The sequence below is a fragment of the Neobacillus vireti genome (genome assembly GCF_036962465.1).
Classification (GTDB): Bacteria; Bacillota; Bacilli; order Bacillales; family Cytobacillaceae; genus Neobacillus; species Neobacillus vireti_B.
Window position 1 is genome coordinate 1 of sequence record NZ_JBALNF010000041.1, and the last position, 19996, is coordinate 19996.

General features: G+C 39.7%; 20 protein-coding genes. 15 read left to right on the plus strand and 5 right to left on the minus strand.

All coding sequences use genetic code 11. The annotated features are described in order from the left end of the window. Positions 1-243: 243 nt before the first annotated feature. The 3 genes from speD (at position 244) to V7077_RS17555 (ending at position 1941) form a co-directional block, all read left to right on the plus strand. Positions 244-1053: an adenosylmethionine decarboxylase gene (gene speD, locus V7077_RS17545; protein WP_335504254.1), complete on the plus strand. Its 810-nt coding sequence runs from the start codon at positions 244-246 to the stop codon at positions 1051-1053. Between the two features lie 117 nt (positions 1054-1170). Next, a complete protein-coding gene (locus tag V7077_RS17550) occupies positions 1171-1596 on the plus strand; it encodes an SRPBCC family protein (RefSeq protein WP_335504256.1) in 426 nt (141 codons plus the stop codon). Next, entirely contained in the window at positions 1597-1941 is a 345-nt protein-coding gene (locus V7077_RS17555) for an ArsR/SmtB family transcription factor (protein WP_335504258.1), read from the plus strand. A gap of 73 nt (positions 1942-2014) precedes the next feature. Here V7077_RS17555 and V7077_RS17560 read toward each other — a convergent pair whose 3' ends face one another. From V7077_RS17560 to cysK, 3 genes are all read right to left on the minus strand, one after another. Beyond that, positions 2015-3370 carry an amino acid permease gene (locus V7077_RS17560; RefSeq protein WP_335504260.1) on the minus strand — a complete coding sequence of 452 codons (1356 nt, stop codon included), beginning with the start codon at positions 3368-3370 and terminating at the stop codon, positions 2015-2017. Positions 3371-3627: 257 nt separating this feature from the next. Further along, the gene (locus V7077_RS17565) at positions 3628-3849 is read right to left on the minus strand and encodes a DeoR family transcriptional regulator (protein ID WP_215044196.1); all 222 of its coding nucleotides are present in this window, start codon (positions 3847-3849) and stop codon (positions 3628-3630) included. Between the two features lie 394 nt (positions 3850-4243). Next, complete coding sequence (gene cysK, locus V7077_RS17570; RefSeq protein ID WP_335504263.1) at positions 4244-5167, minus strand: cysteine synthase A; 924 nt, start codon at positions 5165-5167, stop codon at positions 4244-4246. A gap of 152 nt (positions 5168-5319) precedes the next feature. On the opposite strand from cysK, the gene thpR reads away from it, so the two are divergent. From thpR to V7077_RS17590, 4 genes are all read left to right on the plus strand, one after another. Then, positions 5320-5886 (plus strand): RNA 2',3'-cyclic phosphodiesterase, encoded by a 567-nt coding sequence (gene thpR, locus V7077_RS17575; protein WP_335504266.1) that lies wholly within the window; start codon positions 5320-5322, stop codon positions 5884-5886. 26 nt (positions 5887-5912) lie between these two features. Next, positions 5913-6896, plus strand: coding sequence for a diacylglycerol/lipid kinase family protein (locus V7077_RS17580; RefSeq protein WP_335504267.1), 984 nt, complete (start codon positions 5913-5915; stop codon positions 6894-6896). Then, positions 6883-9018, plus strand: coding sequence for a type I pullulanase (pulA, locus tag V7077_RS17585; protein ID WP_335504269.1), 2136 nt, complete (start codon positions 6883-6885; stop codon positions 9016-9018). The genes V7077_RS17580 and pulA overlap by 14 nt, the downstream gene beginning before the upstream one ends. A gap of 211 nt (positions 9019-9229) precedes the next feature. Continuing rightward, a complete protein-coding gene (locus tag V7077_RS17590; protein ID WP_335504270.1) occupies positions 9230-10003 on the plus strand; it encodes a phosphotransferase family protein in 774 nt (257 codons plus the stop codon). Here V7077_RS17590 and V7077_RS17595 read toward each other — a convergent pair whose 3' ends face one another. After that, the gene (locus V7077_RS17595) at positions 10004-10282 is read right to left on the minus strand and encodes a YtzH-like family protein (RefSeq protein WP_335504272.1); all 279 of its coding nucleotides are present in this window, start codon (positions 10280-10282) and stop codon (positions 10004-10006) included. It abuts the gene before it with no gap. A gap of 375 nt (positions 10283-10657) precedes the next feature. Here V7077_RS17595 and trmB point away from each other — a divergent pair, with 375 nt between their 5' ends. Continuing rightward, complete coding sequence (gene trmB, locus V7077_RS17600; protein ID WP_335504274.1) at positions 10658-11299, plus strand: tRNA (guanosine(46)-N7)-methyltransferase TrmB; 642 nt, start codon at positions 10658-10660, stop codon at positions 11297-11299. Between the two features lie 90 nt (positions 11300-11389). Continuing rightward, a complete protein-coding gene (locus V7077_RS17605; RefSeq protein WP_335504276.1) occupies positions 11390-12232 on the plus strand; it encodes a YtnP family quorum-quenching lactonase in 843 nt (280 codons plus the stop codon). Between the two features lie 41 nt (positions 12233-12273). Here V7077_RS17605 and V7077_RS17610 read toward each other — a convergent pair whose 3' ends face one another. Beyond that, positions 12274-12591: a PepSY domain-containing protein gene (locus V7077_RS17610; RefSeq protein WP_335504278.1), complete on the minus strand. Its 318-nt coding sequence runs from the start codon at positions 12589-12591 to the stop codon at positions 12274-12276. A 201-nt stretch (positions 12592-12792) separates the two neighbouring features. Between V7077_RS17610 and V7077_RS17615 the strand changes: the two genes are divergently transcribed. From V7077_RS17615 to murC, 6 genes are all read left to right on the plus strand, one after another. Next, positions 12793-13866 (plus strand): M42 family metallopeptidase, encoded by a 1074-nt coding sequence (locus tag V7077_RS17615; protein ID WP_335504279.1) that lies wholly within the window; start codon positions 12793-12795, stop codon positions 13864-13866. 55 nt (positions 13867-13921) lie between these two features. Continuing rightward, complete coding sequence (locus V7077_RS17620; protein WP_335504281.1) at positions 13922-14437, plus strand: DUF84 family protein; 516 nt, start codon at positions 13922-13924, stop codon at positions 14435-14437. Positions 14438-14565: 128 nt separating this feature from the next. Beyond that, on the plus strand, positions 14566-14880 hold the full coding sequence (locus V7077_RS17625) for a thioredoxin family protein (RefSeq protein ID WP_335504282.1): 315 nt from the start codon (positions 14566-14568) through the stop codon (positions 14878-14880). A gap of 105 nt (positions 14881-14985) precedes the next feature. Continuing rightward, complete coding sequence (locus V7077_RS17630) at positions 14986-15774, plus strand: DUF1444 domain-containing protein (protein WP_335504351.1); 789 nt, start codon at positions 14986-14988, stop codon at positions 15772-15774. Positions 15775-15931: 157 nt separating this feature from the next. Continuing rightward, positions 15932-18424: a DNA translocase FtsK gene (locus V7077_RS17635; protein ID WP_335504284.1), complete on the plus strand. Its 2493-nt coding sequence runs from the start codon at positions 15932-15934 to the stop codon at positions 18422-18424. A 233-nt stretch (positions 18425-18657) separates the two neighbouring features. Beyond that, positions 18658-19956, plus strand: coding sequence for a UDP-N-acetylmuramate--L-alanine ligase (gene murC / locus V7077_RS17640; RefSeq protein ID WP_335504286.1), 1299 nt, complete (start codon positions 18658-18660; stop codon positions 19954-19956). The last annotated feature ends 40 nt before the right edge of the window (positions 19957-19996 follow it).

Here is a 19996-nt window from a genome sequence, read left to right on the forward strand (position 1 = left end):
GAGCCATGTCCGAAGATCAACCAACATCGGCTACCACCTCATTTTTTTGACGATGCCCTGTCTAAATTTCATCCTACTCCAAACACCACTTCATCTTTAAGCAGCTAACCAAAGCCGTTTTTTTGCTAGTAGGCCCATATTGTTTCCAGTGGTTTCTCATCAAATAATAAGTAACGAAGTATAAAAATGGGTACCATACAAATAAATACACATTAAAGAAGTGTTACTAAGGGGGAACCTTTCATGAAACTAACACACGAGCAGGCAATAGAACTGCACGGCTTCAACAACCTTACCAAGTCTTTAAGCTTTAATATGTATGACATTTGCTTCACAAGAACGAGAGAAGAACGGGAAGCCTATTTAAAATATATTGATGAACAATATAGTGCAGATAGATTACAAAAGATATTAAAACACGTCGCAGATATTATTGGGGCCCACGTCTTAAATGTGGCCAGTCAGGATTTTGAACCGGCCGGGGCAAGTGTCACTTTATTAGTCTCAGAAGGACCCGTAACACATGATGTTCCATCAGAATCCTTTGAAGAGTCACCAGGACCGCTTCCTGAATCAGTGGTCATGCAATTAGACAAAAGTCATATCACGGTTCATACATACCCGGAATTTCATCCTGATGAGGGAATTAGTACATTTCGTGCAGATATTGATGTTTCAACCTGCGGTGAAATTTCTCCTTTAAAGGCGCTCCATTATTTAATAAGATCATTCGAAACAGATGTAATGACCATTGATTACCGAGTCCGCGGCTTTACAAGAGACAAAAGCGGCCACAAACTCTTTATTGATCACGAAATAAACTCCATTCAGAATTACATTCCTGAAGATGTCGGAGAACTTTTTGATATGATTGACGTCAATGTTTATCAAGAGAATATCTTTCACACAAAATGCAAACTCAGAGAATTCGATCTCAATAACTATTTATTTGGTTATACCAAAGAACGACTAACACCAGATGAACACATCGAAATAACGAAAAGATTAAAGATAGAGATGGATGAGATCTTTTATGGAAAGAATATTGTTTAGAGCTCAATACATGGGCTCTTTTTATAAACGATTGACATGAAACCAAAAGGTGTTATATAGTTGCGTTATGAAACTTAATGGTTTCGTAATTTGGAGGTCAATCGAGGAGGATTCTTAGTGGAAAATCAATCACAAGCAACATTAGAGGATATTAAATATACAGTCGTTTATAATGCGCCAATTGCTAAAGTTTGGGATGCAGTTGCAACAGCAGAGGGGCTGAGTGCTTGGTTTATGCCGAATGATCTTCAGCCCATAGAAGGTCATGAGTTTCATATAAATGCAGGTCAATTTGGTATGTCACCATGTAAGGTAACACAGGTAGACCCTCCAAACCGTCTTTCTTTTAAGTGGGGAAAAGATTGGACCTTAACATTTGAATTGAAAGAATTGGAGAAGCAAACAGAATTAACGTTAATCCATGGCGGATGGGATATTAATAAAGTAACTGAATTTGGTGCCCCGCATACACCGATTCGTGACAACATGAACCAAGGCTGGGCAGGTCTTGTAAAAAAACTCCAAGCGTATGTTGAGGCATAAATGGCAGCTCCATTAGCAAAACATGACGTCTTTCAAGCGATTGCTGATCCTACCCGTCGAAGTCTTTTGAAACTTCTTAGTAACCAAGAGATGCCAGTTACCGCAATCTGCAAACATTTTCCGATTACCCGGACGGCTGTTTCAAAGCATCTGAGAGTATTATCTGAAGCTGGATTAGTTAAGGAGCGGAAGGTCGGCAGGGAAACTAGGTACAAGCTAGAACCAACACCATTAGTTGAACTAAAAGACTGGCTCCAATATTTCGAGCTGTTTTGGGAAAATAAACTGGGTGCACTTGGGCGTTTTTTAGAATCAAATGATTCAAACTCAGAAAATGGACAGTAAAAAAACAAGTAGCGAAAACCAAATGGCTATCGCTACTTGTTTTATTATTGCTTCCGTATTTGAAAGCTGAATACTATCGATGTTTGTTACTTTTCGGTTTTTTATTAATGAATGATAGTATGATTAGAAGGACAATTGTTACAATACAAACAGATGTCCCAATCAAATTATTGGCATTAAATAAAAATCCAATAAAAATGATGATTAATGATAGGAGTGCAAAGATTGTTGTATAAGGAAACCACTTTACTTTAAAGGATGGTTTATTTTTATAATGCGGTCTTAACTTTAACTGGGCTGCACAAATACTCATCCAAATAATCATGACCGTAAAGCCAGGGATTGTCATAAGGTAGCCAATGACTTGACTTGGTGTTAAATAAGCTAAATAAACACCAACCAAAATACAAATACTTGTTACCATAATCCCAATAAACGGTATACCCTTTGAAGAAACCTTTGCAAGAATTTTAGGTGCAACCTCACTTTGGGCCATAGAATGCAAGGTTCTCGACGTGGCATAGATACCGGAATTGGCTGCTGAAAGGACAGCAGTTAAGAGCACAAAGTTCATGAGGTGGGCAGCTCCAGGTAAGCCTGTACTACTAAAAACCTGAACAAATGGACTGTCTTGACCATTCACTTTGTTCCAAGGCATCATTCCGCAAATGATTAGGATCGGCAAAACATAAAAAATGATGACGCGCCAAACAGCACCTTTAATAATTTTCGGCAAGACGCGTTCCGCATCTTTTGTTTCAGTAACAGCGACTCCAATTAATTCAGCCCCGCCATAAGAAAACATAACCACTAAAAAGGCATTAAAGGTTCCACCAAGTCCGTGCGGAAAAAAACCGCCATGCCCTGTATAGTTTGAGAGTGGATCGTGAACATTGCTTGGAATTAAACCTAAGAGAAGTAAAAATCCTAGGATAATAAAGGCTATCAGAGCAATTATTTTAATCCCGGCAAACCAAAACTCAAGCTCACCATAGTATTTTACTTGGAATAAATTGATGCCGACGATGACAATCGCACATAGAAAGCTGAGAAGCCATAATGGGACAGACGGAAACCAAAATTGAAGAAAGCTTCCCGCTGCTAATAACTCAACAATCGTGACTAAAATCCAATTTATCCAGTATAGCCATCCAACAAGGTAGGAAACTTGGAATCCAAAAGCTTTGTTAACTAAATGCTGTACATTTAAGTTTGGGAAAGCCAGTGCCATTTCGCCTAATGCTGCCATGATTATAAATAACAATAACCCACCGATTAAATAGGCTACAATTACACTTGGTCCGGCTATATTTAAGGTATCGGAACTGCCTTTAAAAATTCCTGTCCCGATCATCCCCGCAAGGGCAATAAACTGGACATGCCTTGGCAGAAGCCCCTTTTTTAAATTTTGCTGCTGATTATTTTTCATATAGGTACCTACTTTTTTCTTTTTTACTTAGACGCTTTTAAGCGTTAAAGCATTTTTCTATACTAATATATCATAATTATTATACCTGTCAAATAGAATAGAAGATTTAATTGTGGGGGAAAAAAGTTAGTCGAACTTAGCTCAGCGCCTAGTGGCGCTGAGCTTTGCGCTTCGTCCGCATTTGCTCCTAAACAGTAAAAAGCATGCGATAGAATCGCATGCTTTTTTATGCGGATTATTTAATTTTTATTTTACAATTAAGATGTCATCTTCACTTTCTTTTGTGTTGTTGTCCATTTTCCGCGGCTTGGGCTAATGACCAAGTCATTATAGGCTAAGACATTTAAATCTCGTTGTATGGTGCGAGGAGTGATACCAAATTCCTCTACAAGTTCTTGGGTCGTGACAGTGCCGTTGTTTCGAATAAACATGTAGATACATTTGATGCGGTTTAACATCCGGTTAGTTGAAGGTTTCAAAGAACCACTCCCTATCCTAAATTTCAAACCTATGGCTTAATCCAGCTACCGACAGCCTATTTGAAGATTTCTCTTCAAGAAATATGTAGTTTCTTTTCCGCGCGGACATCTCCTTTAAATGGAATGTAACAATGGATACAGTAGTTACCTGATGTCATACATCTAACCTTATTGTACCCATAATTTCAGAAAATTTCTACCAATATAGTAAAGAATACAAAATTATCATCGGTAATTAATGGTAATCGTCTGTTTTTCCCGCCTCCTAAATTATTTCATACTATAGAGTATGGGGGGAGGTCCTTGGTTTATGATTAATTGTTTGAATTTTTAGTTAAAAATGTCTTTTAGCATAAAATTTGTTTTGGGTTACATAGAGTGTTTATAGTGACAATTAAAATAAATCACTTGAAAGATATCTTTCTCCAGTGTCACAGGCAATACAGACAACGACCTCATCCTTAGATAGGCGTTTTGCAACCTCAATCGCGGCAAAACATGCTGCACCGGAAGAGGGACCTACCAAAATTCCTTCCTCTTTGGCCAATTTTCTTGTCATCTCATAGGCATCTTCATCTGTAATGGGGTGGATTTCATCATAAACTTCTTCATTAAGAATCTTAGGGATAAATCCAGGGCTTGTACCAACTAGTTTGTGTTTACCGGGTTTACCCCCTGACAGAACCGGAGACCCCTTTGGTTCGACCACATGGACAGATAATCCTCGATAATAGTCTTTAAGAGTCTCTCCTGTTCCTGTAATGGTTCCTCCTGTTCCGGCTGTTGCCACGAAAGCTGAAAGGGGTTTACCGATTTCATTCATGGCTTCGATAATTTCAACAGCAGTAGAATGTCTATGAGCATCCGGGTTTGCTTGATTTTCAAATTGCATCGGGATAAAACTATTAGGGATATCTTTTGCTAATTCCAGTGCTTTCTTAATGGCTCCTGGCATTTTTTCATCTCCAGGGGTAAGAATTACTTTTGCTCCGTATGCCGCGAGTATGCTGATCCGTTCCTTTGTCATCGTATCAGGCATCACAATAATCGCTTGATAACCTCTAGCAGCAGCATTCATTGCAATCCCAATACCCGTGTTGCCGCTCGTTGGTTCAATGATCGTGGAGCCTTTTTTTAAATCTCCGCTTTTTTCAGCTTCGATAATCATATTATAGGCCGCACGGTCCTTTACGCTTTTGCTGGGGTTGTAAAATTCGAGTTTCAAATAAACCGAAGCCCCTTCTTCAGGAACTACACGATTCAATTTTACAAGCGGCGTTTCTCCAATTAATTCAGCTATATTGTCCACTACTCTCATTGGGCTACCCCTTCTAAACTTATTTTGACTTCTAATTCAATGATAATGAAAAAAAAAATAAAAGTAAAAAATATCGCCTGTGAGACTGTTTGATTGTAGATACAATTGGGAGAAAATAGACTAAAATTAAAAAAAGGATTGAGAGGTTTTATATGAATCAACGACCACATTATTTCTTCGCTGTAAGAATTCCTGAAACTACAAAATTAATCATGAAGAATCATATCGAAAGTTTACAGGAAAAGATCCTATTTAGCCGCTGGGTTCATCATTTGGACTTACATATAACATTAGCATTCTTAGGATCAGCAGAGCCGGAGAACCTTAAAGCTGCTGAAAATTATGTAAAAGAGAGCATTAGCAGCGAGGAAGCTTTTACATTAAAAGTAAACAAACTAGGGATATTTGGGAGGGCTGATTCTCCTCGGGTTTTTTGGGCCGATACAGAAAGCAGCGATAAGCTGGCTGCAATTAGAAAAAAAGTATTTTCAGGATGTGAGAGGGCAGGCTTTCAACTAGAAACCCGCCCCTTTAAACCTCATATTACGTTAGCGAGAAAATGGAAGGGGCAGGGAGTGTTTCAAAAAGAGCTGTTAAATGTTTGGGATCAATTACAGCCGGAACCACTTGGATTTAAAGTTGAAGATGTTGTTGTTTATCAAACACATCTTGACCAAACCCCAAAATATGAAGCCGTAACCATATTCCCATTACAATGATTGAATCCCACTAAAAGGTGTGTTTTATGAAGCAGATATATTTTATTATTAATCCAAAAGCTGGTAATGGATCCTGCTTAGAAATATGGAAAAAAGTTGAATCCAAACTGAAGGATGACCAGATCACCTTTTTAGCTTTTTTTAGCGAATACCCTGGTCATGCTAAATCGATTGCCAAACAAATTGCCTGCAGCGATCAGCAGGAAAAGCTGATGATTGCAGTAGGCGGAGACGGAACCATCCATGAAGTGCTAAATGGGATTGCGAATGACAAAAGCATAACACTTGGTTTTATTCCTGGCGGTTCAGGAAACGACTTTTCAAGAGGCTTTCAAATTCCAGCCAATCCTAAAGAGGCTTTAACCGCCATTCTTCGCCTCCGGAAGCGGCCAGGAAAGCAGATTGATATCGGTAAAGTTTGCCTGACTAATAGGGAGGAACACTTTTTTATTAATAATATGGGTGCTGGATTTGATGCTGTTATCTCTTATCAAGTGAATCAATCCCGTATAAAGGCATTGTTAAATAAAATATCATTAGGCAGGCTGGTTTATGTCTATTTTCTATTAAAAAATGTATTTACTTATAAAACTGGAAGATTTGATTTATCAATTGACGGGAAAAAGCATATATTTGAACAAACGTGGTTTGTTACTGTATCTAACCAGCCTTACTACGGCGGCGGCATGAAAATTGCACCGGATGCCAACCCCGATGATGGTTTTTTTGATATAACAGTTGTCCATCAACTATCCAGGCTGAAACTTTTATTCGTTTTTATAAGTGTTTTTTGGGGAAGGCACATCCATTTTAAAGAAGTAAAAACATTGAAGGGGAAAAATATAACTATCTATTCGGCAGAAACACAGTATGTTCATGCTGATGGGGAACATATCGGATACACCCCACTTTCGATTCACCTTCAAGCGAAAGCCTTAGAGGTGTTATCTAGAAGTCGCGGGAAGGAAGAAGTTGATCTGAAGGAGAGGGATTCGAATGAATTCTGCTGACCGAAATTTTTTTGCTTACTTAGATGAAATGAACATCGTTACTATCCTTCTTCCCCATTCATACCATCACGGAATATCCACTTCATTCTACATGGCAGCGGATGCAGTTAAGACACCCCTAGTCATTTTGGAGAAGACGGAAATTGAGGAACACTTTAAATATATTTGCCGATTTGAAGGAGAAATTTCCTTTGGCAAGCTGTATTGGATTTTTGATGAGTATGGTGGGAAAACAGATTTACAAATAGGCGCAGTGATTCGAACAGATCAATTTGATGAAAAATTTTATTATGAAGGGAACGACCTCGGTGTAACCTTTCAGGCCGGGCAAACCTGTTTTAAACTATGGGCACCAACAGCGACAGGGGTCAAATTAAAATTACGCCCATCTGGTAATGGATATTCAGAAATCATCAAGATGAAGCGGGAGGAGTGCGGCGTTTGGTCTGTCTATCTTCACCGCGAGTTGGAGCTTTTTCAATATAGCTTTTTGGTTCTTGTCAATCAAGAATGGCGAGAGGCTGTAGACCCGTATGTAAAGGCAGTAACAGCAAATGGGGAGCAAGGTCTGATTGTACTTCCGGAGAAGACTGCTAGGCCTAGACTCGGAATACCGCCTTTAGAAAACCCAGTTGAGGCGATTATTTATGAGACACATATTCGTGATTTTACGATTCATCCCCATAGCGGTGTCAGACATAGGGGGCTGTATTTAGGTGCCGGTGAACTGGACACAAAAAGTCCAGATGGTGATGCAACTGGCTTATCATATGTCAAAGATTTAGGGGTTACCCATCTAGAATTTCTCCCGCTGAACGATTTTGCCGGAGTGGATGAATTAAACCCAGCAAAACTGTATAACTGGGGATATAATCCTCTCCATTTCTATGCTCCCGAGGGAAGTTATGCAACCAATCCATCCGATCCTTATTCCCGTATCATTGAACTAAAAAAATTAATTGAACAGATTCACAGTCAAGGTATAGGGGTCATTATCGATGTCGTTTTTAATCATGTCTATATACGTGAACAATCTTCCTTTGAAAAAATAGTCCCAGGCTATTATTTTCGTCATAACGATATTGGTTTGCCTTCTAACGGCACGGGTGTTGGAAATGATATTGCCTCAGAACGTAGAATGGTACGGAAGTTTATTGTTGACTGTGTCCGCTATTGGTTGGAAGAGTACCAAGTCGATGGGTTTCGATTTGATTTAATGGGTATCTTAGACGTCACAACGATGAATGAGGTAAGAAAGACTTGTGACAGTTTAGCAAAGGGGATCTTAATTATTGGTGAAGGCTGGAACCTTAATACTCCTCTGCCGGCCGCACAAAAGGCAACCATAGCAAATCAGGCAAAAATACCGGAAATTGGACAGTTTAATGATAAATTTAGAGACATCATAAAAGGAAGTACGTTTAACTTGTTTGATAAAGGCTATGCCATAGGGAACGAGCATTTGGTGGATGCCGCAATTGAGGTGATCACTGGCAGTATCGGTTTTACCAAAAAGAGTACTCGTGTCTTTAATAGCCCACAGCAATCTGTCAATTATGTCGAATGTCATGACAACCATACACTTTGGGATAAACTGCAGGGCTGTTATTCCGAAGCTGATCCGGCTATTCGGAAAAAATACCATCGTCTTGCCACAGCAATTGTTCTACTATCACAAGGTATCCCGTTTCTTCACAGTGGACAGGAGTTCTTCCGAACAAAACAAGGAGATGGAAATAGCTATCGTTCTCCAGATGTGATTAATCAACTCGATTGGGAACGGAAAAGTAAGTATAAGGACAATGTCGAGTACATCAAGGGTCTTATTAAAATCCGCCGGGAGTATTCATGCTTTCGAATGAGAACAGCGGAGGAAATTTGCGCTCACATACAAGCGTTGTCATTTCCGGCTCCGGTTGCCGGCTGTTTTTATCAATTACCTAAAGAGGAACTGATTCTTGTTATTAATCCTTCCTCCAAAGCCCAAATGATCACCCTTCCAGAGGGGGACTGGGGAATATTAGCCAATCACCAGTTTGCTGGAACCACTGCCAATGATTTTATAAAAGAGTCCCAATATTTAATTGAACCCATTTCATTAAATGTTTTGCTGAAAAAATAGTTTTTGAAAGATTACTTGACGAAAAAAGGGAATAGGAGATAAAATTTAATAAGATGGCTATTGTGTGCAATGGTTTCAATAGCTTTTTTTTTATTTAAAAAAAGGCTATTGTTATAATTGTGGTTTATAAACCTTCCTACAGCACAGGTTTTACCTCGGCTTTACAGAGGATTAAGCCCATTAGAACGGCATAAATTGAAGGTGAGCAATTTTGGAACATTTACTAGGACAAGAGTGGGAAGTTATCCCAGCTGGAGGCAAAACAGGAGAAGCCTTTTATGCAGAATATAAGGATCAAAGGCTTTTTTTAAAGCGGAATTCCTCTCCATTCCTTGCAGTACTATCAGCAGAGGGCATTGTCCCAAAGCTTGTATGGACAAAACGATTGGAAAACGGAGATGTTATAACAGCACAGCAATGGCTTCCTGGCCGGGAATTAAAGCCCTCTGAAATGAACCAAGAGAGTGTAGCCAGATTGCTTAAGAAAATACACTGTTCAGAACCAATGCTTGGAATGTTAAGCCGGTTAGAAAATTCGCCGGTAAATCCTGAGCCTATTTTACAGTCAGTCATCGAGGAATTGGATGAACAGGTACTTTCTTTACCTGAATCACAAAAGGCAATCAACTTTCTTAAAGAGGAAGCCTTACATGTATATTGTGATGAAAAAGTGGTTTGTCATGGGGATGTCAACCATAACAACTGGCTGCTTGCAGAAGACAACCAGTTGTATTTGATTGATTGGGACGGAGCCATGATTGCTGACCCTGCCATTGATTTAGGATTGCTTCTTTACTGGTACATTCCTGAAGAAAATTGGGAGGACTGGTTAAATCTTTATGGTAAAGAGCTAACCAATCATCTAAAACTTAGAATGAAATGGTATGTAACCATTCAAACCCTATCTTCTATTCAGTGGTATAAAAATAAAAATCGATTTGAAGAAATGAATAATTGGATTGATTTTTTGCAAAATATCCTCTAGTTATGAAAATTGGTCGATATCATTTACCCATTGTGATAAATTTTCCTGATTAGATAAGATATGCTGATCTAAATCAGCGGATTGAGTACCATGCTGACTGTATTGATATACTTCCTGCAAGATATTTTTAACATTCGAATCAATTTGGTTGTTAACCATCAGAGATTTTACTAAACGCTCCAATTGCTCGCATTCGCTAACAGACCCACAGCAATCTGTTTGGTGGTTGTTTAAAATATCCTTTAGCAGTGTAACTTGGTCACCATGACTTAATGGCATAAAAGCACATCCTTTCAAGTGAATAATAAGAAAAGCTCAAGCGCCTTGTTCAGCCCCGATCTAGGGCGTCTTGTTGACTGGCCAGCGTAAGCAGGGCCAAAGACTAGTCGCCCTTAATGCGTACAGAAAGCGATAGCTTTCTGTAGCCAAGCCCAATTCGAGCCGGCCGGAAGGTGCTTTTTGCCTTTTGGGCGGATAAGCTTGTGAACTCGAGGGGCTAGGCGCTGGAGCTTGACAATTTAAAAAAAGAATTCACAGTTAGCTTGTGGATTCTTTTTTTGTTTATACGCAAACCTTTTTTCCATTTAGTTTAGCTTGCATGAAAGAGATTGGCATGGTATCTTTTGAAAGATAATGTTTTTTAGGAGTGTCAAAATGAGACTTAGACATAAACCTTGGGCAAAGGAAAAAATAGAGCAGCATCCACAGTATGTAGTAGCAAATCCAGAAAATTTCAAAGGTAAGTGGCATGAAGCATTCGAAAAAGACCAGCCTCTCCATATTGAAGTTGGTACAGGTAAAGGTCAATTCATCACGGGAATGGCTAAGGCCAATCCAGATATAAATTATATCGGTATAGAGCTGTACGTCAGTGTCATTGTTGCTGCTTTGGATCGCCTGATAGAAGTAGATTTACCCAATCTCAAGCTGTTACAAGTAAATGCAGCGGACCTGGATAAATACTTTACAAAAAATGATGTTGACCGAGTCTACCTTAATTTCTCAGACCCATGGCCAAAGGCCCGCCATGAAAAAAGAAGATTAACCTATAAAGATTTCCTAAAGCGTTATGAAGATATTTTGGTTGATGGCGGGGAAATTCATTTTAAGACCGATAATCAGGGGTTATTTGAGTACTCCCTGATGAGCTTCTCTTCTTATGGTTTATTATTGAAATATGTGAGTCTTGATCTTCACAAAAGTGAGTATGAGGGCAACATTATGACAGAATATGAGCAGAAATTTTCTGAACAAGGAAAACGGATTTATCGTTGTGAAGTAAAATATCAAAACTGATGGCAGGGACAGTTCTTTTCTAAGAGCTGTCTTTTGTTTATATAAAAACATCCAGATAATGTTAATATAGAGGGAAAGGGGGAGTGGAGAGTGGAAACTTTACAGATTGGCGATGTTTCACTTACTTGGTTATCCGGCGGTGTCACATACCTTGATGGTGGTGCCATGTTTGGGGTCGTTCCCAAAGGGTTATGGTCAAAAAAATATCCGGTAAACGAAAAGAATCAAATTGAACTTCCAACAGACCCAATTTTAATTCGAATGAATGGGAAAAATATTTTAGTTGAATCAGGATTGGGAAAAGGAAAATTAACGGAGAAGCAATTAAGAAATTATGGAGTAACAAAAGAATCACAGTTAGAGGAATCTTTAGAACAAATAGGTTTAACACCAGAAAATATCGACTTTGTTCTAATGACTCATTTACATTTTGACCATGCCTGCGGGCTGACGAAGCTGGTGGATGGGAAGTATGTCTCAACCTTTCCAAATGCACAGATTATTACTTCTCAAATCGAGTGGGACGAAATGCAAAGCCCCAATATTCGCTCCAGAAATACATATTGGCTGGAAAATTGGGAAGCAGTAGAAGCGCAGGTGGTCCCTTTTGCAGAAAAATGGGAATTAGAAGCCATCATGATGATCCATACGGGCGGGCATAGTGATGGACATTCGATTCTTATGATTGAAGATGGGGGTGAGACCTGTATTCATATGGCCGACCTTATGGCGACACACGCTCATCAAAATGTTTTATGGGTTATGGCCTACGACGACTACCCTATGACTTCCATTGCCGCAAAGCAAAAGTGGATTCCATTTGGGCTAAAGAAAAATGCATGGTTTACTTTCTACCATGATGCTTTTTACCGGGCTGTAAAATGGGATTCAGACGGGAAGCAGCTTGTTGCCAGTATTAAAAGGGAGCAATAAACAAGAAATGCCGCATCACTTATGGATGCGGCTTTTTCATATTATGAAGAAAAAGGGATTAGGTCTATGACTGTACCGGTTTGAGCATCGGCGATAAATTCATATTGCTGGATTTCTCCGTCAATAGTTTGGGATATTCCGCCTTTATAAACACGATACGTCATTTGGCTTTTCTCGTAGGGCTCTGCTTCCATATGTATCCATGAGCCAGATACTGGGCCATTCAATTGAAAATGTTTTTTGACTGCTGCCAATACCCTCTCTGGTGAAACATTTGTTTTTTGTGTGATGATTTCCTTGGTAACATAACCACCAACTATTCCTACCGCTGTACCTAGAAAAAAAGACTTCCAGTTCATTCATCCACCTCCGAAATAGGAAAAGATTACAAAAAGATTCTCTTCTCAGTATACCGTATTTACAGTTAAGTGGATAATATTACGGAAGGAAAATGATTTATTGGTAACAGGCGGGAGGATTTTGTAAAATGGAGAAGGAGAGCCGTAATGAAGAAAAAAAAGAGCAAGTCATGAAAGTAAATACATAAAAGGAGTCTTATCATGAATGAACAAACACTAAAGCTTTTTCAAACCTTAACGGAGCTTCCGGGGGCACCTGGAAATGAACACTTAGTTAGAAATTTCATGAGAGAGCAGCTGGCATTATACTCAGATGAATTGGTGCAAGATCATTTGGGCAGTATTTTTGGGGTGAAAAAAGGAAATCAACAAGGACCAACCGTCATGGTAGCAGGGCATATGGATGAAGTTGGATTCATGGTTACAGCAATTACGGAGAACGGAATGATCCGCTTTCAACCGCTGGGAGGCTGGTGGAGTCAAGTGCTTCTAGCCCAGCGTGTCCAAGTCATGACCAAGAATGGACCTGTTATAGGCGTGGTTGGTTCTATTCCGCCGCATTTATTAGATGAATCAAAGAAAAACAAACCGATGGAAATAAAGAATATGTTAATTGATATCGGAGCTGACAACCGAGAAGATGCTGAGCGGATTGGCATTAAACCCGGTCAGGCCATCCTGCCGATTTGCCCATTTACCCCAATGGCCAATGAAAAGAAAATTTTAGCTAAGGCTTGGGATAATCGTTATGGCTGTGGATTGGCAATTGAATTACTTCAGGAACTAAAAGATGTGTCATTGCCAAATATCCTTTATTCAGGCGCAACCGTTCAAGAGGAAGTCGGCTTGCGAGGCGCTCAAACTGCTTCCAATATGATTAAGCCGGATATCTTTTTTGCCCTTGATGCCAGCCCAGCCAATGATATGACAGGTGATAAACATGAATTTGGCCAGCTTGGGAAGGGGACATTGCTTCGCATTCTTGACCGTTCCATGGTTACCCATCGCGGGATGAGGGAATTTGTACTTGATACAGCGGAAACTAATCATATTCCGTATCAATATTTTGTTTCACAAGGCGGTACAGACGCTGGACGTGTTCATTTATCCAATGAAGGGGTACCAAGTGCAGTGGTTGGCATTTGTTCCCGTTACATCCACACACATGCTTCCATTATCCATGTTGATGATTATGCGGCAGCCAAAGAATTATTGGTGAAACTCGTTAAGGCATGCGACCAAACTACAGTAAATACCATCAAATCAAATAGCTAATAAATAGGAGGCATCCATTGTGCCTCCTCTTCAATGTGGAAAGAGGAGATTCAACATGAGAATTGTTATCGGATCAAAGAATCCTGCTAAAATTACAGCTGTCCAAAATAGCTTTCGACAAGAAGACAGTGAATTTATTTCAATAGATATCCCATCTGGTGTGAACGACCAGCCTTTTTCTGATGAAGAAACGATACGAGGTGCCATTAATCGGGCGGTTGGGGCGTTAGAACAAGGTAATGGTGATATTGGGATCGGTCTTGAAGGCGGAGTACAAGAGACAAGCCACGGATTATTGCTATGTAATTGGGGAGCTCTTGCAGCGAGCGGTAAGGAGCCGGTAATTGCCGGAGGAGCTAGATTCCTATTGCCGGAAGAAGTGGCGGCAAGGCTCAGAGCAGGAGAGGAATTAGGACCTGTTATGGATGACTTTGCAAAAAAGAAGAATGTTAGAAAACATGAAGGTGCGGTTGGCATTTTTACCAATGGCTTAGTGAACCGGGTCGATATGTTTACACATGTAACCAGCCTATTAGTAGGTCAATTTAGCTATTATTCCCAGGCTGAATAATCTTAACTTATGATTGTGGAACCGATAGGTAAGACTATGCATAACATTAGACTCCATAAAGCGTATACTGTTATGATTTGAAAGGAAAGTTATCATATAGGTAAGATGAAAAAACGGAGGCGTTCACTTTGAAAAATTTAGAATCAATCGAACAATTTGATTCACTAAGTAATCAAAATAAAACTATATTTATGTTTTCTGCAAAATGGTGTGGGGATTGTCGTTTTATTGAGCCGGTGCTCCCAGAGATTGAAGAGAAGTTTACCGATTTTACATTTATTCATGTTGACCGTGATCAATTTATTGATCTATGCCAACAGGTGGATGTATATGGGATACCAAGCTTTATTGCGTATGAGAACGGAAAAGAACTGGGACGCTTTGTCAGTAAAGACCGAAAAACACAAGAAGAAATTGAATCATTTATTTCTGGTCTGAAGTAATAGAGATAGAGACCCCTGTTTCTCTTTGTGGAGCAGGGGTTTTTTATTGTCGTTACTTACTGTAAAATGAACGGTAACTTCATACCATGGAGGTAAACAATGAAAATGGACAGTAGACTGATGCGCCAGACATTAGAGACACGTTTGGCAACGGATGGTAGACTGATTACTTATGACAGAGAAAAGGATCAGCTTCGAATCGAAAATAAATCATCTGGGAAAGGGATTAGCATCGCCTTACCAGGAGTTATCGCCAAATGGCAAATTGAAAAAGAAAAAGCCATCGATGAAATCGTTTATTATGTTGAACAAGGTTTGCAAGCAATGGAGAACACTGTTGACCTAAACGATCAATTTAAACAAATTTTTCCGGTCATTCGGTCGGCTTCATTTCCAGTCGAAGCAGAAGAGGGTGTACCATTTCTGACGGAAGAGCATACCGCAGAAACAAAAATTTATTATGCGATTGACATGGGAAGTACTTATCGATTGATTGATACACGAATGATGAAAAAAGAGGGATGGTGTGCCAACACAATCAAGGAGATGGCTTTATTTAATGTTAGGTCTCTTTCAACTCCTATTAAGGAGGACCAAGTGGCAGGAAATATCTTTTATTTCCTTAACACCAATGATGGCTATGATGCCAGCCGAATCTTAAATAAAGGTTTCCTCAGTGAAATGGAGAAGCGGATTACAGGAACCATGGTGCTCGCTGTTCCGCATCAAGATGTATTAATTATCGCGGACATCCGCAATGACAGGGGCTATGATGTGATTGCCCAAATGGCGATGAGCTTTTTTGCGAGTGGAAGGGTGCCGATAACTGCCTTGTCTTTTTTATATGAGAATGGTGAATTAGAGCCAATTTTTATTCTAGGAAAAAATAAATGAGACCTTGAAAGGGATCACGTCATGTGGTCTTTTTTCATGGTACCTTTCCTATTGTATCCAATTCGAACATATTTCGACTCATTCTTAAGAATTGTGTCGATAAAATAAGAAAAACTGATAAAATAGAATGATAGATGAACAAGAAAGAGTGATAGTTTTGAGTTGGATCCAAAACTTTTTCCAAAAGTTAAGGAAAGAAGAGGAAGACGGGGACAAAATGACGGATTATATCCTCCATAGGGAACTAGGGGATCACAATTCCGCCAGTCAATTGGATAGCTTAAAGGATTTAGATGCCAGAATAGCTTATCAATATCCAAAAGGAGGCAGTACTCCGCAAAAGATTATAAGATCAAATACTAGGCAGGTAACTAGCCGAACAAAGCGTAAGGTAGAATCACCTAAAAAAAGTAAATTGCTAGAAAACACTAAAAGTTTACCTGAAATTCCAAAGGTACAGCCGGTCATAAAAGAGCAAAAGGCACGCCCTCGCGGCCCGTTTCATCCCACCGAGATACCTTCACCTGTTTTCGGGTTTAACAGACCACAAAAGACGACGGCCATTGTTGAGCATGAATTAAGTCACTTTTTTAATGATCAACTTGATGACCAAGTGAGTAATGTCATACCAACAAATGCAAATCTTAAAACAGGTTCACTTGAAAATGAAACGAAAGAGATTATCAATCAAAGTCATATAAATCAAATGAGTCAAACTCAGGAGATAGTGAAAGAATCTTACCTTCCTGGAAAAGAGATATGGGAACAAGCATCTAATGAGCTTTCATTTGAGAACGATAACCACTCAGAAGCTGTTAAACCTGCCTATGAGGAAGAGGTTTTAGCGGAAGCTGGAGAGCAAATTTATGAGGATCAGGTTCAAGAGGAAGCCATTAAGCTAATATTTGAGGCAAATGTTCAATCTGGGTTTGATGAAACTGTAATTAAAGAAAATGTCCAGACGGAAACAAATGAACTTGCATTTGGAAAAGAGGATGAAAACCATGACCAAGCGGAAACAGGAGGTGAGGCAGTGTATGAAACACCAGCCCCCCCATCCGCACGGTCTCGTCTGCCTTTTAATGTCATGATGCTCAAGCAAGATAAACAAAAGTGGGAAGAAAGAAATCGCAAAAGAGAGTTCGAACAAGAGCGGCTGCCTCAGCAAGAGAAAATATCTGTTGAAGACAGACCAGTTATCAAAATGCCATCAGCCCGTGAGGAAGTCGAGAATGATGGATTATATGTACTTCCAGAATCTAATTTGTTAAGCCCTCCTGTAACAGAAGTACTTGATACAGACTGGATTGATGGCCAAAAGGATTTATTGAATGTAACCCTTAAGAACTTTAACGTAGGAGCAAGTGTAGTCAATGTCACCCAAGGACCGTCCGTTACCCGCTTTGAAGTACAGCCAGAACCGGGGGTAAAAGTAAATAAAATCACTAATTTAAGTGATGATATTAAATTAAGTCTGGCAGCCCGGGATATCCGGATCGAGGCGCCAATCCCGGGAAAACATACGATTGGGATTGAGGTACCTAATCAAAAGTCACGGCCTGTATTGATAAATGAAATCATTGGGAGTATGGTTTTTAAGGAATCTGCTTCGCCATTAACCGCAGTGCTTGGACTTGATATTGCCGGGAATCCAATCGTGACCGATTTGAAAAAAATGCCGCATGGACTTATTGCTGGGGCTACAGGATCCGGAAAGAGTGTATGTATCAACTCGATTTTGATTAGTCTGTTATATAAAGCCGATCCCCGGGATTTAAAGCTCTTGCTGATTGATCCGAAAATGGTAGAGCTTGCCCCTTATAATCGGATTCCACATCTCGTAAGCCCGGTTATTACGGATGTCAAGGCAGCAACGGCTGCTTTAAAATGGGCAGTTGATGAAATGGAACGGCGCTATGAACTTTTTGCTCATACAGGCGTCCGTGATATCAATCGTTTTAACGAATTAGCCGTTCAGCATAAACGATACTCAGACAAATTGCCATTCATTGTGATCGTTATTGATGAGCTGGCAGATTTAATGATGATGTCGCCAGCTGATGTGGAGGAGGCTATTTGCCGGATCGCTCAAAAAGCGAGGGCTTGTGGAATTCATCTGATAGTGGCAACGCAAAGACCATCGGTTGATGTTATTACAGGATTAATTAAGGCGAATATCCCGACGCGAATTGCCTTCTCGGTGTCATCTCAAGTAGATTCACGAACTATTATTGATATAAGTGGTGCTGAAAGACTCCTTGGCCGTGGAGATATGCTATTCTTAGAGAATGGTGCATCCAAACCTGTCCGTTTGCAAGGTACATTTGTTTCGGACGAGGAAATAGACCTTGTAGTTGCGCACGTAAGAGAGCAGCAAGAGCCTGATTACCTATTTGAACAAGAAGAATTGCTAAAAAAAGCGCAGGTTATCGAGGAAGAGGACGAATTGTTTTATGATGCCTGTGAGTTTATCGTCAATCATGGCAATGCTTCAACTTCCAGCTTGCAGCGACGCTTCAAAATTGGTTATAACCGAGCCGCGAGATTAATGGATATGCTTGAACAAAACGGGTATATCACGAGTGCAAATGGCAGCAAACCACGTGAAGTCTTGATCACGGAAGCTGAATTACAATCGATGCAAGACTAGTATTATGAGCTAATCTTTTGTATTCTTTATGGATGTGGACAGATACTAAATAGTATAATGATGAGGGCGACTGTAAGGGGAAGGGCAACAAATAGTTTTTATTACAGAATAGTGCTATAATATTGTATTGATTTCTTATAATAATAAAACAACGTGTGTTTACATACTGATTAGCAAATGCAGACAGATTTCATATACTGTTTACCAGTATTACGTTGGTTGGAGGTTCTTCTATGACTATTTACCATTTTGTAGGTATAAAGGGGTCAGGAATGAGTGCACTCGCACAAGTTCTTCATGATATGAAATTTCAGGTGCAGGGCTCCGATGTCGAAAAGCGCTTTTTTACACAACTGGCTCTTGAGCAATCGGGGATTACGATTCTTCCCTTTCAAAAGGAAAACATAAAGCCAGGCATGACAATCATTGCGGGAAATGCCTTTCCCGATTCCCATGAGGAAATACAAGAGGCTATGAGACTTGGACTTCCTATCATACGGTACCATCGTTTTTTAGGCGATTTTATGCAAAACTTTACAAGCATTGCCATAACAGGTGCGCACGGAAAAACATCGACAACTGGATTGCTTTCCCATGTTATCGCCGGGGCAAAACCAACATCATTTTTAATTGGTGATGGAACAGGAAAAGGCGAGGAAAGGGCAGAGTATTTTGTCTTTGAAGCATGTGAATACAGAAGACATTTCTTATCGTACTTCCCTGACTATGCGATCATGACAAACATTGATTTTGACCATCCGGATTATTTTGCCAATATTGATGACGTTTTTTCTGCCTTTCAAGAAATGGCAGTGCAGGTTAAAAAAGGTATATTTGCTTATGGGGACGATGAACAGCTTCAAAAAATTCAGGCAAAGGTTCCCGTTCTTTTCTATGGCTTTGGTGAAGAAAACGACTATCAAGCCAAAAATATAGTAAAGACAACTGATGGAACCAGCTTTGATGTATTTATTCGCAATACCTTCTATGACAAATTTTCCATTCCTACGTTTGGTGATCATAGTGTACTCAATGCTCTGGCTGTCATCGGCGTATGTCATTACGAGGAAATCGATGTGGAAATAGTAAAGGAACAGTTACAAACGTTCCAAGGTGTAAAACGAAGATTCTCGGAAAAAAGAGCAGGATCACAAATTTTAATTGATGATTATGCCCATCATCCAACTGAAATAAGAGCAACGATTGACGCGGCTAAGCAGAAATATCCAGATAAGCAGATTGTCGCTGTTTTCCAGCCGCATACCTTTTCACGTACGCAAGCTTTCTTAGAGGATTTTGCTGAAAGCTTAAGTCAGGCGGACAAAACCTATCTGTGTGAAATTTTTGGATCGGCCAGAGAAAATCACGGCAAGCTAACAATAAAAGATTTACAAGACAAAATTGAGAATTCTGAAGTCCTATCAGAAGAAAATACTTCTGTTTTAAACAAGCATGAAAATAGTGTCATTATTTTCATGGGAGCCGGAGATATTCAAAAATTTCAAGAGTCCTATGAAAAACAATTATCATAAGAAAAGCGGAGGCGCCTTGACCAGGGGCTTATGACCCCTA